Below are 14,716 nucleotides of genomic sequence, written 5' to 3'. Positions count from 1 at the left end.
AATAAATATCAATAATTTAATTAATGGCATCAATTTTGCTTTAAAGCATGAAAACCACAAAAGGATGTCATAATGACAACACTTCAAACTCAACCATTAAACACACTTTGGTATACACGCTGCCCTGTGCCTACAGGTTTAGGTATTGCAATTCAAAAGGGTTGGCTAAAAGAAAAATTTCATGAACAACAAATTGAAATTAAATCCATTCGAGAATCTAATTCCAAAGATGTTCGAAACTCTCATTTCAACCATACACTTGCCAATTCAGTTCGGCATGGCGGTAGTATTCCTGCAATCTGGGCATATGCTTCTGGTCAAAAAACCAAAGTGATTGGCTTATCTTGGGCGGATGAAGTTCAATTGCTACTCACACGTTATGATTCCAACATTAAAACTGTTGCGGATTTAAAAGGTAAACGTTTTGGCTTACCTCTTAATCAAGATGCCATTATTGATTTTTCACGCGCTCAGGCAATTCGTGGTTTAGAAAACTCATTAAAAACGGTCAACTTAAGCGTAAGCGATTTAGAATTAGTTGATTGCTTACGAGCAGATATTATAGCGGCACAACAACAGCAACCAGAAGAAAATGATTCTAGTTTCTACGGAGACCGCAACAAACTCAATGCAAGTGCTGAGATTGTCGCTTTAATTAAAGGTGATGTTGATGCGATTTTCTTAAAAGGTGCTCATGCAGCACAAATTGCACATGATTTCGCTTTACATACGATTATTGATATTGGCTCACACCCTGATCCTATCCTACGTTCAAATAACGGTACGCCTCGTACACTGACTGTGGATGAAGATTTCCTCTCACACTATCCTCAACAAGCGCAATCAATTGTAGATGCAGTACTGGAAGCTGAACAATGGGCACATATTCATGCAGATGAAACTCATCGTTATTTAGCAAAAGAATGTAACAGTAGTGAACAATGGGTATATGCGGCTTATGGCGCTGATGCACATCTTAAATTGAAAACCAATTTTGATGAGACCTCTGTACTTGCCTTACAAGATTTAAGTGACTTTTTATATCGCTGGAAGTTTATTCCTGAGCAAATCGATGTCAAACAATGGTTAGCTCCTGAAAGTTATCAATCATTGCTTTAATCTTTAGTTTACTCTTTGCTGATAATCAAACAGAACTTAGAGATCAAAAGTTCTGTTTGATGAAAGACTTTCAGCGATATTGCAAATTAAATGTTTTTCTCCAAATACGACATTCATTTCAATGGAAAATAAATTCGTTTTCCAATTTGATAGACAATTTCCAACACAGTCTCATTTCATAAGTCTCTCGTCATTTATACTTCTATTGCTGCATTTTTTTATATTCCTATAAATGCTTATTTTTCTGCTATTTATCAAAACTAGATATATAAATAGATATTCCTTATTTTCCTGTAAAAACAAACAAGCGTAGCATCACTCTTATGAATTCCAAATAGTATGAAATAGGAATAAAGAATATGAATGCCCAAGTTAACGTAGGCTCTGCCTCATTTGAAAACATCTTATCTGAAGCTCAACAATATGCTACGGAACATGAATTAGATTTTACGGGTAGTTTAAAACCGACTGACGCTTGGCTTTTAGTTGAACAAGGTCATGCAATTTTGGTCGATGTACGTACCAACGAAGAACGCAAATTTGTAGGTTATGTTCCTGAGAGTATTCATATTGCATGGGCGACAGGCACAGCTTTTAATCGTAACCCTCGTTTTTTAAAAGAATTAGATAGTAAAGTTGGTAAAGACAAAATTATCTTATTACTCTGTCGCAGTGGTAAGCGCTCAGCTTTAGCAGCAACAGCTGCATTTAGTGCAGGTTTTGCTCAAGTTTATAATGTACTTGAGGGCTTTGAAGGTGATTTGAATACGCATAAGCAACGTAATTCAACAAATGGCTGGAGACTTCATCAACTGCCTTGGTTGCAAGATTGATGTTCTTATTTACCCCTCCGTATTTCAAGATGAAGGAATATTTGTGACACATTGGAATCTCAAACCTGTCATCCAAGGTTTACAACAAGCTCGGCATGAATGGCGAGAACAACAGCACCGCCTAAAAGAAATAGGAGGTCGTGAATTGCCATCTAAAAATGCTTTAAAAACGATTTTAGATGACCTATGCGGTATCTTATTTCCAATGCGCTTAGGACCAGCAGAACTGCGTCAAGAAGCAGAAGATTATTACATTGCCTATACTTTGGATCGAGCGCTCAGTGATTTATACCAGCAAGTACAGCTTACGTTGAATTATCAAAATAAACGCCAAGCCAAACTTATAGACTTAAACTCAGATGCAGATACAGCAAACGAAAAAATATTCGATCCTGCCCGTGAAATTGTTCAAGCACTTGCAAATGCACTTCCCAATATTCGTCGTGCATTAGATGCAGATGTTTGTGCAGCCTATGATGGTGATCCTGCTGCTCACAGCGTGGATGAAATTTTACTCTGCTATCCGGGCATTTTTGCGATTATGTATCATAGAATTGCGCATCAGTTATATGCTCATGTCCCTTTACTATCTAGAATCATTTCTGAACTTGCTCATTCAGCTACAGGCATTGATATCCATCCTGGCGCACAAATTGGTCCCGGCTTTTTTATTGATCACGGCACAGGCGTCGTCATTGGTGAAACCTGTATCATCGGTGAACGTGTCCGCATTTACCAAGCTGTGACCTTAGGAGCAAAACGTTTTGAAATCACGGAAAATGGTGGCTTGAAAAAAGATTATGCGCGCCACCCAATTGTAGAAGATGAGGTCGTTATTTATGCAGGTGCAACGATTCTTGGTCGCATTACCATTGGAAAAAATTCAGTGGTAGGGGGCAATGTTTGGCTCACTCACTCTATCCCTGCAAACAGTCAAGTCTTCCAACAAAACAATGAACTCGCTTTAAAACTATCCTCTTAAGATCACTTGTCATTCATCTCCCTACTAGGCTGACCTAGTAGGTTTTTTGCTGTAGCAACCAATTATCTAATTTATAAATAATTTAAATATATAAAAATGATATATAACAATCCTTCATGATCAATTCACTTCTTAATATTTTTAAAATCATTCACTTACTTTTAGTCTGTTGAAATACCAACAACCGCCAACTTGAAGGAAAAATTCACAAATGGCACATACAACAGACAAAGTCCAATTGGCTCTCGGAGACCATGCTGCAAGGCAATTGGCAAATGCCACCAAAACAGTTCCACAACTTTCAACTATTACCCCTCGTTGGCTCACTCATTTGTTGCAATGGTTGCCTGTCGAAGCAGGTATTTATCGTGTTAACCGTGTAAACAATACAGATGATATTCAAGTTGCCTGTACACAACGTGATGAAGCCACGCTCCCACAGACTTTTGTGGATTATGATCCGCAAGCACGTGAATATTTCTTAAATGGTGTTTCGACCGTTTTGGATATTCATACTCGTGTTGCTGATCTCTACAGCAGCCCACATGATCAGATTAAAGAACAATTACGTTTAACCATTGAAACCATTAAAGAGCGTCAAGAAAGCGAGCTGATCAATAACCCTGAATATGGTTTATTGGCAAGCGTGGCAGATGAACAGCGTATCTCTACCTTAAATGGTCCACCGACACCCGATGACTTTGATGATTTACTCCGTAAAGTTTGGAAAGAACCAGGCTTCTTTTTGGCACATCCAGATGCAATTGCTGCATTCGGCCGTGAGTGTACTCGTCGTGGTGTTCCACCACCAACGGTCAGTTTATTTGGTTCGCAGTTCATCACATGGCGTGGTGTACCACTGATTCCATCGAATAAGATTCCAGTGGAAGATGGTAAAACCAAAATCTTGTTGTTACGTGTTGGTGAAAAACGCCAAGGTGTGGTGGGATTATTTCAACCTGGTCTAGCAGGTGAGCAATCTCCGGGGCTTTCTGTACGCTTCATGGGTATCAATCGTAATGCCATTGCCTCTTATCTGATCTCACTGTACTGCTCATTAGCGGTATTGACTGAGGATGCGTTGGCTGTGCTCGAAGATGTGGAGGTGGACAAGTATCATGACTACCCAGTTAACTACAAGTAATTTTCAAGGTAGTCCAACGGGTTCTGAAGTGGTCGGTGTTAGCCCACCGTCCAACTTCCCAGATGAAGCAACACTTTCACGACTTGCCTCTGAATTTTTTGCTGCCTTGCCAAATTCTGGTAGTGGTCATTCCTCTGGTTTGAATTTGGACTTGCCTAATGTGGGTACGCCACCTCATCAACCACAACCCGCTGAACCTTTCGCTGCGCTCAGTGGTCGTGCGCCGAATATTGCTTATGAAAAAAGTTTGAATCCTGAATATCCTGAGCATATTCCGAACTATCCTGACTATCCTGAACGTCGTGCGATCGCCTCTGCGCCAGTCGTGGGGGGTGCCAATTTACCACGTCCACCCATTGAACCTAATTTTCCACAAGCGGTTCATAGTGCGCCGAATGTACCTTTAGTTGAACCATCTCGTCCTTCAACAAACGATGCGTCACCCTTTTATTTTTTAAATGATTTTACAACACCGAGTTCGTCAAGTTCTGAATTTGATGCTGCCAATTTTGCCACAGCACAATCATTTCAATTGCCTCATGGTGATGCGTTAAAAAGTTTGTTGCAGCAAGATTCTCAAGCTTCAACTCAAGCAAAAAATAACGCCTCTTCAGGCTTTTATTTCTTGGATCTGCCGCAACACAATGCGGGTTACGGCAATTATCAACCTTCACAGCCACACTTTGTTGCCAATGCCGCTCAGCCCTTAGATATTCAAGCGATCCGTCGTGACTTCCCCATTCTGCAAGAACGCGTCAATGGTCGTCCTTTGGTCTGGTTTGACAATGCAGCAACGACACAGAAACCACAAAGCGTGATTGATCGTATTGCCTATTTTTATCAGCACGAAAATTCCAACATTCATCGGGCTGCACATGAACTGGCAGCACGAGCAACTGATGCTTATGAACACGCCCGTAATGTAGTGGCACGTTTTATTGGGGCAAAATCATCAAAAGAAATTATTTTTGTTCGTGGCACCACCGAAGGCATCAACCTGATTGCCAAGACATGGGGTGAACAGAATATTGGTGAGGGTGATGAGATTATTGTTTCGCATCTTGAACATCACGCCAATATCGTACCATGGTTCCAGTTGACCAAAAAAGTCGGTGCCAAACTGCGTGTCATTCCTGTGGATGATACGGGGCAAATCATTTTGGAAGAACTGCCAAAACTGATTAATGAGCGCACCAAACTGATTTCGATTACCCAAGTGTCCAATGCCCTTGGTACGGTCACACCTGTGGCAGAAGTGATCAAGATTGCCCATGCCAAAGGTGTCCGTGTCTTGGTCGATGGTGCTCAATCTGTTTCGCATATGCCAACTGATGTCCAAGCGATTGATGCCGATTTCTTTGTATTTTCTGGGCATAAAGTATTTGGACCGACAGGCATTGGTGCAGTTTATGCCAAACCTGAAATTCTGGAGACCATGCCCGTTTGGGAAGGTGGCGGCAATATGATTCAGGATGTGACCTTTGAACAAGTCATTTACCAACCGGCCCCAAATAAGTTTGAAGCAGGAACAGGTAATATTGCTGATGCGGTAGGTTTAGGTGCTGCTTTAGAATATGTTGAGCGCCTTGGTATTCATAATATTGCACGTTATGAACATGACTTACTGGAATATGGCCAGCATGCGTTAAGCAGTGTCACGGGGTTAAGACCCATTGGTACAGCCCGAAACAAGGCCAGTGTGATGTCCTTTACCCTTGAAGGTTATTCCACTGAACAAGTGGGCAAAGCACTCAATCAACATGGCATTGCAGTACGTTCAGGGCATCATTGTGCTCAGCCTATCTTACGTCGTTTTGGTGTGGAACAAACTGTGCGCCCTTCTTTGGCATTTTATAACACCACTGAAGAAATTGATTTGTTGGTATCAGTCTTACATCAACTTTCAAGAAATAAGCGAAGTAGTTAAATCTACTCCAATAAAAAAAGACTGCCTCAGCGCAGTCTTTTTTATTGGCATTATTATGAATGGGATGGGCTAAATTTAGTCACATTTTCCGCCTGTTTCTTTAGAAGTACGGAGTTGTATTCTCCTGGTGGAATATTATTTAAATAATAATTTCCAACATGATACAGCCTCCAGCGAATTGGATCATGCGTGGTGTGAGTTCGTGCATTACGCCAGAAACGGTCTAGGTTCCATTTCGATAAAGTTGAACTTGCCCCAAGTAATCCAAAAATTTCACTCGAAATTTTTAAAGATGCATGATCAGACTGACTACGGGTGGCAGCAACCGATAAAATCAATTCAGTTTGTAAGTCTTCATCTTCTACATTTGCCAAATGCTGTTCAAAAATTTGTGCCGAACGATCCAATAGTACCTCAGCTGAACGAACCAAAACAGCAAATTCACCAATCTGTTTGATGATATGAGGTTCATGCGTAGGCGAATCGACCCCACTTTCTACCCAAGGTCGAGCATGATGTTGTAAATAATCGATCCCGCCTTGTAATGCCCCCTTGGCAATTCCTGTGTCCATTGCAGCGTGTAAAATCTGAGGCCAAGTCAGTCCCGTACGTAAAACCGTGCCTAAACCACCCGTATTTCGCTTGGCAACATAACGTTCATCAACAACCACATCTTTAAAATTAACAGTGCCACTGACGCTATTATTTTGTCCCATCGCATCCCAGTCATCAAGCAACTCCACTCCCTGTGTATCTCGATGAATTAAAATCGAGACTGGTCCATCATCACTACCGGCAAATAAAGAAATCCATTCTGCAAGTAAAGAGCCAGTAGAATAGAATTTACTGCCATTTAAAATTAATTGCCCTTCTGAATTTCGCTCTACACGCGTCTTATGCTGAAATTTATCTTTACCACCCACTTCTGCAAGAGCATTACCCAAACGCTTTCCGCTTAAGATATCACCCAGTAACTGATCACGAATTTCATCATCATAGCCCGTTAAAACGCCTCGGAACATGGTGAAGTGAATCTGTAATAACTGCCCGACACCACCATCAGCGGATGAAATAATTTTCACCACATTGACCAAGGTTGAAATACTGGCGCCTAAGCCCCCAAATTGCTTGGGTACAATAATCGCAGTTAAACCAGATTCTGAAATTAAGCGAGCTTGTTCATAAGGTACGGTCTTGTTATAACTGGGATCACGAGCAAATTGATTCAGTTGATCCGCCACCTCTTTTGCAATATCAAGTGCTTCTTGCTCACTTTGAATATGCCTGATACTACCTAATTCTAAAAAATTACGTTGGTTAATGTCGTTCATTGTTAACTCCGGAAAATCTGTTCTTTTTTATGCGCAAACTTCAAGTACATTGTTTTTAAACAAGCTTGGCGCATGGGTAAGCAAAGTTTTGGTATATGTATGTTGAGGATGACTCAGCACTTGATCTGTTTCGCCATATTCAACAATATGTCCATTTTTTAATACGGCGACTCGATCTGCGATTGCACGAACAACCCCTAGGTTATGGGTCACAAATAGTAAGGTCACACCTTGCTGTTGGAGGTCTTGTAGCAGTTTTAAGATGGAAGCCTGAACTGAAACATCCAAAGCAGATGTAATCTCATCACAAATCAAAACATCAGGTTGGCACAGCAAAGCTCGCGCGATAGCCACTCGTTGTCGCTCCCCACCCGATAAATCTCTTGGATAGAGTTCTTGAACCTGTATAGGCAGAGAGACTTGTTTAAGTACCTGCGTGACTTTTTCTATGGCTTCTTGTCGAGATGCTCCAAAGAAATGCTGTACAACTTTAATTAATGTCTGACCAATCGTATGCGCTGGATTCAAAGCCTTATAAGGGTTTTGAAAGATATATTGCAGTTTATGCCGCTGCTGCAAATGACGCTGTTGCCCATGCAACGACAAGACATCATCTGCTAATGTAATTTGTCCATCTGCATTTTCATTCAGGCCAGCAATGACACGCGATAAAGTGGTTTTTCCTGAACCCGATTCACCCACCAATGCTAAACATTCGCCTTTTTTGAGTTGAAATGAAATATCAAAAAGTGCCTGTTGTTGCCCATACCATGCATTAATATGTTCAACTTTTAATAAAGCTTCCCGGTCTGTTTCTCTTTCAATCACTTGATGATCAATCTCTTTAAAATGAATCACACCGACGTGGTCCGAATGGTGACAAGCAACAAAATGCGGATCAAACTCATCTTTTAATTGAGTTAATTCAGGTTGTTTTTGACGACATATATCTGTGGCGAAAGTACAACGTGCCGCAAAAGCACATCCCACTGGACGCTCATTGGGCGAAGGAGCATGTCCTTCAATTGGAGATAAATATTTACGAATGGCCACATCGGGAATGGCGTTCAGTAAACCTTGCGTATAAGGGTGCTTAGGCGTTTCAAATAGTTGGGTTAATGCCGCATCTTCTGCAATTCGACCCGAATACAGAACAATCACCCGATCTGCAATATCTTTTACCACCGTTAAGTCATGCGATACATAGATAGCAGCAACGTTATATTCCCGACATAATTTACGAATGATATTCAACACCAATGTCTGTGTCGTCACATCTAACGCGGTGGTTGGCTCATCCAAAACGATCAAACGTGGCTGTAGCAAGAATGCCAAGGCCAATAAAATTCGTTGTTGTTGCCCACCCGAAAGCTGATGAGGATAGCGCTTTAAAAATAGATCATCATGCGGCAATCCCACTTCATTTAAAATTTTGGCAACCTTTTGGTATTTTTCCTTACTAGATAGCTGTGTTTGATGGACGTCTAATAGTTCAAATAAATGTTGACCAATACTTAATGCTGGGTTGAGTGCTGTTCCAGGATCTTGAGCGACATGACTGATTTTATAACCACGAACCTGACGTAAAGCATGATCATCTAAACTGAGAATATCTTGATTCTCTAGCTCAATTGAGCCTTGAATAATCTTGGCTCCATAGCGTGCATAGCCCAATAAGGCACTTGATAATGTCGTTTTACCTGAGCCACTTTCTCCAACTAGCCCTAGAACTTCTCCTTCTCGTAGGCTAAATGAAATATCAGAAACGATGTGATTGCCGGTGTTGACCAATGCCACGGTTAGATCTTTTACAGTCAATACGGTATTTTTAAATAGATATGCCATGCTTATTTTTCCTCAATCCGAGCTGCTGCACGTCCAACGCCCTCAGCCAATACATTCGTTCCGAGCGCAAACAAAGCAATTAAGATGACAGGAGCAAATACCGCCCATGGCTGTACCAATAAACCAGCGCGATTTTCATTAATCATGAGTCCCCAATCTGCTGCTGGAGGTGCCACACCATAACCAAGAAAAGCCAAACCAGATAACATACCCACAGCCCATGTCAGCATCACACCAAGATGGATGAGTAAAGGCGTCAACATGTTGGGTAAAATTTCACGAAATAAAATATAGGTTTTTGAGTACCCGAGAATTCTGGCTGCTTCGATATATTCTTGTTCCACCAGATTCAGTGCAACGCTTCGCGCAAGACGCACTACGCCAGGAATAAAAGCAATTGAAACCGTTAAAACGATGAGCCAAGGTTCCCGACCTAACATTGAAACGATAAGCAAGACCAATATAAGGTCCGGAAAGGCCATAAAAACATCAGTCAGCCAAGTCACAAACTGATCAATCTTATTTCGAGCAAAAGCAGCGAGTATGCCTAAACTAGAGCCAATAATTAATGCAACCAAACTGGCAGCCAGTGTCATCCAGATAATAGAAGCCCCACCAGCAAGGACACGCGACCACACATCATGACCAATATAATCATATCCAAGAAACGATTTTCCTTCAGGCGGACCATATGTCATGCCGATCAAAGCAGTGGGCTCAAATGGAACCAATAGCGGTCCAACCAGTGCAAAAATCAACACTAACGTCGTGACTACAAATCCAAAACGTACTTGTCTTTCACGAATTAATGTTTGAAAAAAATTTCTTTGATACCAATGAAGTGAGCTCATTTCCCACCTCCTTGCTGAATGTTCTTTAACGCATTGCGGCGGTCAACAGGTTTTACCGTAATTGGTCGACCCGACTTCCATAAACGTAATGCCTGACGACGGCCTGGCGAACGTGCTTTATGTCTTTTGGCTGTTCGTATTTTTGGTGTGAGTAAGGTCGTTATTAAATCGGCAATTAAATTAACGGCTACCACACAAATGGTCAGCAATAAAACAATTGCTTGAATGGTCGGGATATCTCTTAATTCAATTGCTGCATTGAGTGCATTACCAATACCAGGATAACTGAAAACCACTTCAATAATGAGAGCTCCACTCAGCAGAACCCGTATCGTTAATGCTGTTCCCTGCACCACTGGCACCAATGCATTTGGTAAAACATGTTTCCATATGATCCGTCGCTCAGGAATACCACGTAATCGTGCAGAGGTCACATAGTCCGACTCAAGTGCATCAATCATGGAACCCCGCACCAACCGCATCAGATATGGAATAAGCGATAAGGCCAAGGTTAAAATCGGTAAAACTAAGAACTCTATTTGGCTAAAAGCTGACTGCTCTGGAATCAACAAAGATGCAGCTGGCAATATGTGCAGGATTGAGGTTGAGAAAAACATCATTAACCAGATTGCAATCACAAATCCTGGAACAGCCTTGAATAGAATAGAGCTAGAAACAATAATACGATCTAGTTTGCTATCGCGACGGAGTGACAGCCATACACCCAGTACCACAGAAATTGGTACAGTAATGACAATAACTAAGATCGTTAATGCAACGGTGTTACCAAAATAATTCTGAACAATCTGCACAACAGGTACATTTGAATCAATCGAACGGCCGAAATTACCTTGCAATAATTGACTCAACCAATGCCAGTATTGAATCAATATTGGATCGTTCAGGCCCAATTGTTCACGAAGTATTTGAACCGTCACTTCTGGTGCTTCTGGGCCCAAAATGACGCGAGCCGGATCAGATGGGAGTGCTTGTGTGGCAATAAATACAATGAGACTAATCACAAATACAACCAATACACCTGACAACAACCGTGTGAAAAACCAAGGTAACCATGCTGGTATTTCAAATGATCTCGTCATTGTTTGATGTGAAATGGCTGTCTCTATATTGCTGGATTGCGTTGTCATAGCGGTCATCCCCTACGCCAAAATTCATCTGTACGCCACGCAGCAAAGCCTGTGCGATCGGGTGTTACGCCACCAATTTGGCCAGAATGTGCATCGAGTACATTATTAAAACCCCAAATGACCAAACCACCTTGCTCATGTTGAATATGCTGTGCTTCATGAATGAGAACTTTGCGTTTTTCCAAATCAGGCTGTTGTAATGCTGTATGAACCAATTCAGTAAAACGTTGATTGTTAAATCGGGTTTTATTATTTGCCGCACCCGGCCCATCAATTTGCAAGACGGTTAATAAAAAAGGTCGTGAAACGTTTGAACCAGTACTAAATGCCCAATCCTGTTTTACAGCATCCGCAAAGGTGGCAGCTTCAACCTGTTTAACATTAACGATAACACCAGCCTGAGCCGCATGCTGAGCAAAAACCAATGCGGCATTGCTATCTGGCCCTGTATACAAATCAACCGCCAAGCTATTGCTAAAACCGGCTTCTTTCAACAATGCCTTAGCTTTATTTAAATCTTGCTTACGCTGTAGAATACTGTGGTCATACACAGGATCACTAAAGGAATAGAGATCATTTGCAACTCGTCCTTGACCAGCTAAAGCCCGTTTAACCAAATCATCTCTATTGGCAATCAATCTAAAAGCTTGACGTACTCGAGGATCATTGAAAGGTGCTTTTGAGGTATTCATATCAAAAGATTGCCAAGCATCTGTTTCAGATGAAACGAGATTCAATCGTTTATTGGCTTGAATTAAAGAAATATGCTCGGCACTTACCCCTGAAGCAATGTCAATTTGACCAGATTGCAAAGCAGCAAGACGTCCTGTCTGATCTTTAAAATCAATGATTTCTATTGCATCAGCATAAGGCTTATTTTCTTTCCAATAGTTTTCAAAACGAACAAAGCGTGAACGTTGACCTGGCGTAAAACTGTCAAGCTTAAAGGGCCCAGCCCCGACCACATTTTTAACTGGGTCATAATCTGTAGGAACAATCCCTCCCCAACTCATCCATGCCTCAGGTAAAGCAACTAAGCCTTTTCCTTGAGCAAAAGGGATCTCAACGGTGTATTCATCGACCTTCTTAACTCCATCTCGTTGCAATGAATAAAGATAGGCAGCAAACGGAGACGCGAGTTTAGGATCCGTCAAACGGCGTAAGGAGAAAATAACATCATCAGCAGTAATCGTTTTACCGTGATGAAATTCGAGACCTTTTTTTAGGCGAATGGTCCATTTCGTTCCATCATTATTTGGTTCCGCAAATTCAGCAAGTGCAAGTTTAGGTTGGATATCTCTGCCCCATTCCCATAATTTGGCATATAAAGGCCACCCTCTAAATGCACTGGACATACCAATAGGTTTATGTGCGTCTAAATTACCTGCTTGATTGCCATTGATTACTCCAATTTTGATCACACCGCCTTTTTTCGGTACATCATTTTGAGCTGTGCTTGCAGGAGCATTGTCAGAACTTGAAGAATCAGTTTTAGAACATCCTATAAGGCTAATTGCAGCAACAGCTCCAACACCTAATCCAGTTTGTTTAATCAATTCTCGACGTGTAATTTTGTTCATTTTTTCTCCCTTAAACTGCAATTTCTTGATTCAAGAGAGAATCAATGGATGAATTTTTATTGAGCTTAGGTAACTCAAAACCATGATCTAGCTCTAATAAAGGGAACAATAAATCAGCTACACGATAGGCTTCTCCAATTAAAGGAAAACCAGATAAGATAAAGGCTGATACGCCATAGCTCTCGTATTCTTTAATTCGCTCAGCAATATTTTCAGCACTACCAACCAAGGCAGTACCTGCTGCTGGGTTTAAAATATCAAAACCAAATAAAGATGGCCCCGTCCAAACATTAGGATAAATTTCAAAATCTTTTGCGTGAGGTAATACCCCTTGTCGTAACAAAGTGAGATTTCTTTGAACGATCGGATTTGAGCTTTGATAACTCTCAAAAGTTTCATCAGAAGGAAGCTGCCGTTTAACCGCTTCAATTGCATAATCTATATCAATCTTGTCGAGTAACGACTGAGCATACTGCCAAGCCTCTTCTTCTGTTTCCCGAACAATAATTTGTAATCGAGTACCAAATTCTAAAGTACGTCCAATTTTTGCCGCCTCAACGGCAACTTTGCTGAACTTTTCTCCAAGCAGCGGAGGCGTATTCGCAAAACTTAAATACACATCGAGTAATTCAACAGAATGCTGAACGCCTTTCGTAGAAGTTCCTGCTCCCCATAAAGGTACACCCTGCTTTTGAGTTGGACCACGCCATTTGGACATAGGAGATCCACCTTCTAGACGTGGAGCAATTTGAATAAATTCCCCCTCAAATCCAGTCCTATCACCTAAATAGTTTTGTTGAAATGCTGTCCAGTATTCTTTACTAAAGTCATAACGATCATCATGAGTATAGTGAATACCTAAAGCTGCCAACCCTTTATCATTTCCATTGACGACATTAAACAACAAACGCCCTTTAGAAAATGCATCAAAAGTTTGCGCATATTTTGCCAAAACTGCTGGCTGGACTTCTCCAGGATGTTGGGCAACCAGAAACTTTAAACGTTCAGTAAATGGAATTAAACTCGCAGCAACAGCAAGTGTTTCATATTCACTGGTACCCATAAGTGAACCATAAAAGCCAAGTCGATCCGCAGTAATCGCAATCTGTTGCAAGTGTTCATAATCGGTATCCCACCGCCCAGATTCCAACCAAGGATATGGCCCATCTGGAGAAGTGAGATACCATAAAAGTTTTACAGCCATAGTATTCTCTATATTTATATTTGAATCAGATTTCTAATGAAGTGGAAGTAATCCAAGCGACTTCGCTTTATCGGTTAAACCACTCATTCGCCACTGCTGGTGTAAAACACCCTGTCCGTATTCACGGCTTCCCCCAGCTAATTCAGCAAGTAGCTGAATCTGTGCACCTTCCTCAAGCAATAAGATAAATTCAGCTGTTTCTTGTAATCCCTGACGTCCCCATACAGTTGCACCACCGTTAGCTTCTAAAATTGCTCGATGTTCGATATCAACTTTGAGTTGATCTAAAATGAAATCTACTTCTGCCTGACGGCGATCAATATAAATCGGTAGTTCTTTAAATAAATGAAAGCGCTGAACAGGCACATAACGAATCGGTAAGGTACGATGGGTTTGCGCCCAAGCCCCTAAATTCGGCGCGTGTACATGAGATATTGTGGTGACATCTGCATGCTCGCGAAAAAGTTTGTTATAACGCCCACCTGCATTTTTTCTACCCAATAAAACTTCACCATCAATTGTCTCCACAAGTACTTTGCTTTTTTGATCTTTAGACCACGGTCCTGCATAGTTAAAAGTGACTAAGGTATTATCAGGTCCACGTTCAACAAAATTAACCGTTCCATTTGCCGTGATTGTTCTTGTTTCACGGAACACTTCAAAAGCAAATTCAGCTTTTTCACGATTCGATTCGATAAAATCATTGAGTTCAGGAGACAGTGGGGTTTGAATAAGTGTTGTCATGATAAATA

The 14,716-nt window shown here is 41.2% G+C and carries 12 protein-coding genes; 5 read left to right on the top strand and 7 right to left on the bottom strand.

The window, feature by feature from the left end; translation table 11 throughout:
* Window positions 1-72 precede the first annotated feature (72 nt).
* From IEV17_RS04420 to IEV17_RS04400, 5 genes are all read left to right on the top strand, one after another.
* Complete coding sequence (locus tag IEV17_RS04420; RefSeq protein WP_004660892.1) at window positions 73-1,119, top strand: ABC transporter substrate-binding protein; 1,047 nt, start codon at window positions 73-75, stop codon at window positions 1,117-1,119.
* Window positions 1,120-1,478: 359 nt separating this feature from the next.
* On the top strand, window positions 1,479-1,952 hold the full coding sequence (locus IEV17_RS04415) for a rhodanese-like domain-containing protein (protein WP_004660890.1): 474 nt from the start codon (window positions 1,479-1,481) through the stop codon (window positions 1,950-1,952).
* A gap of 43 nt (window positions 1,953-1,995) precedes the next feature.
* Window positions 1,996-2,934, top strand: coding sequence for a serine O-acetyltransferase EpsC (gene epsC / locus IEV17_RS04410; RefSeq protein WP_004660888.1), 939 nt, complete (start codon window positions 1,996-1,998; stop codon window positions 2,932-2,934).
* A gap of 211 nt (window positions 2,935-3,145) precedes the next feature.
* Complete coding sequence (locus IEV17_RS04405; protein ID WP_004660886.1) at window positions 3,146-4,078, top strand: family 2A encapsulin nanocompartment shell protein; 933 nt, start codon at window positions 3,146-3,148, stop codon at window positions 4,076-4,078.
* A complete protein-coding gene (locus IEV17_RS04400; protein ID WP_004660884.1) occupies window positions 4,053-6,005 on the top strand; it encodes a family 2A encapsulin nanocompartment cargo protein cysteine desulfurase in 1,953 nt (650 codons plus the stop codon). Before IEV17_RS04405 ends, IEV17_RS04400 begins: the two co-directional genes overlap by 26 nt.
* A 53-nt stretch (window positions 6,006-6,058) precedes the next feature.
* Here IEV17_RS04400 and IEV17_RS04395 read toward each other — a convergent pair whose 3' ends face one another.
* From IEV17_RS04395 to IEV17_RS04365, 7 genes are read right to left on the bottom strand one after another with little or no spacing between them, the layout of a single operon-like run.
* Window positions 6,059-7,336: an acyl-CoA dehydrogenase family protein gene (locus IEV17_RS04395; protein ID WP_004660882.1), complete on the bottom strand. Its 1,278-nt coding sequence runs from the start codon at window positions 7,334-7,336 to the stop codon at window positions 6,059-6,061.
* 27 nt (window positions 7,337-7,363) lie between these two features.
* A complete protein-coding gene (locus IEV17_RS04390) occupies window positions 7,364-9,181 on the bottom strand; it encodes a dipeptide ABC transporter ATP-binding protein (protein WP_004660878.1) in 1,818 nt (605 codons plus the stop codon).
* 2 nt (window positions 9,182-9,183) lie between these two features.
* Window positions 9,184-10,032: an ABC transporter permease gene (locus IEV17_RS04385; RefSeq protein WP_004660876.1), complete on the bottom strand. Its 849-nt coding sequence runs from the start codon at window positions 10,030-10,032 to the stop codon at window positions 9,184-9,186.
* Window positions 10,029-11,180 (bottom strand): ABC transporter permease, encoded by a 1,152-nt coding sequence (locus tag IEV17_RS04380; RefSeq protein WP_004660874.1) that lies wholly within the window; start codon window positions 11,178-11,180, stop codon window positions 10,029-10,031. Before IEV17_RS04380 ends, IEV17_RS04385 begins: the two co-directional genes overlap by 4 nt.
* Window positions 11,181-11,185: 5 nt before the next feature.
* Entirely contained in the window at window positions 11,186-12,760 is a 1,575-nt protein-coding gene (locus IEV17_RS04375) for an ABC transporter substrate-binding protein (protein ID WP_004660873.1), read from the bottom strand.
* Between the two features lie 10 nt (window positions 12,761-12,770).
* Window positions 12,771-13,964 carry an LLM class flavin-dependent oxidoreductase gene (locus IEV17_RS04370; RefSeq protein ID WP_004660872.1) on the bottom strand — a complete coding sequence of 398 codons (1,194 nt, stop codon included), beginning with the start codon at window positions 13,962-13,964 and terminating at the stop codon, window positions 12,771-12,773.
* A gap of 33 nt (window positions 13,965-13,997) precedes the next feature.
* Window positions 13,998-14,708, bottom strand: a complete 711-nt coding sequence (locus IEV17_RS04365; protein ID WP_004660870.1) for a class II aldolase/adducin family protein — start codon at window positions 14,706-14,708, stop codon at window positions 13,998-14,000.
* Between the last annotated feature and the right edge of the window lie 8 nt (window positions 14,709-14,716).

The sequence above is a fragment of the Acinetobacter modestus genome (assembly GCF_014636095.1).
In the GTDB taxonomy this organism is placed as follows: Bacteria; Pseudomonadota; Gammaproteobacteria; order Pseudomonadales; family Moraxellaceae; genus Acinetobacter; species Acinetobacter modestus.
The sequence above is the reverse complement of the archived record's forward strand: the minus strand, read 5'-3'. Positions and strand labels throughout refer to the sequence as shown.

Excerpts from the sequence above, each read along its gene's own strand:
- IEV17_RS04420 (WP_004660892.1), top strand. The coding sequence starts at position 73 with ATGACAACACTTCAAACTCAACCATTAAACACACTTTGGTATACACGC.
- IEV17_RS04415 (WP_004660890.1), top strand. The coding sequence starts at position 1,479 with ATGAATGCCCAAGTTAACGTAGGCTCTGCCTCATTTGAAAACATCTTA.
- IEV17_RS04405 (WP_004660886.1), top strand. The coding sequence starts at position 3,146 with ATGGCACATACAACAGACAAAGTCCAATTGGCTCTCGGAGACCATGCT.
- IEV17_RS04400 (WP_004660884.1), top strand. The coding sequence starts at position 4,053 with ATGACTACCCAGTTAACTACAAGTAATTTTCAAGGTAGTCCAACGGGT.
- IEV17_RS04395 (WP_004660882.1), bottom strand. The coding sequence starts at position 7,336 with ATGAACGACATTAACCAACGTAATTTTTTAGAATTAGGTAGTATCAGG.
- IEV17_RS04390 (WP_004660878.1), bottom strand. The coding sequence starts at position 9,181 with ATGGCATATCTATTTAAAAATACCGTATTGACTGTAAAAGATCTAACC.
- IEV17_RS04385 (WP_004660876.1), bottom strand. The coding sequence starts at position 10,032 with ATGAGCTCACTTCATTGGTATCAAAGAAATTTTTTTCAAACATTAATT.
- IEV17_RS04380 (WP_004660874.1), bottom strand. The coding sequence starts at position 11,180 with ATGACAACGCAATCCAGCAATATAGAGACAGCCATTTCACATCAAACA.
- IEV17_RS04375 (WP_004660873.1), bottom strand. The coding sequence starts at position 12,760 with ATGAACAAAATTACACGTCGAGAATTGATTAAACAAACTGGATTAGGT.
- IEV17_RS04370 (WP_004660872.1), bottom strand. The coding sequence starts at position 13,964 with ATGGCTGTAAAACTTTTATGGTATCTCACTTCTCCAGATGGGCCATAT.
- IEV17_RS04365 (WP_004660870.1), bottom strand. The coding sequence starts at position 14,708 with ATGACAACACTTATTCAAACCCCACTGTCTCCTGAACTCAATGATTTT.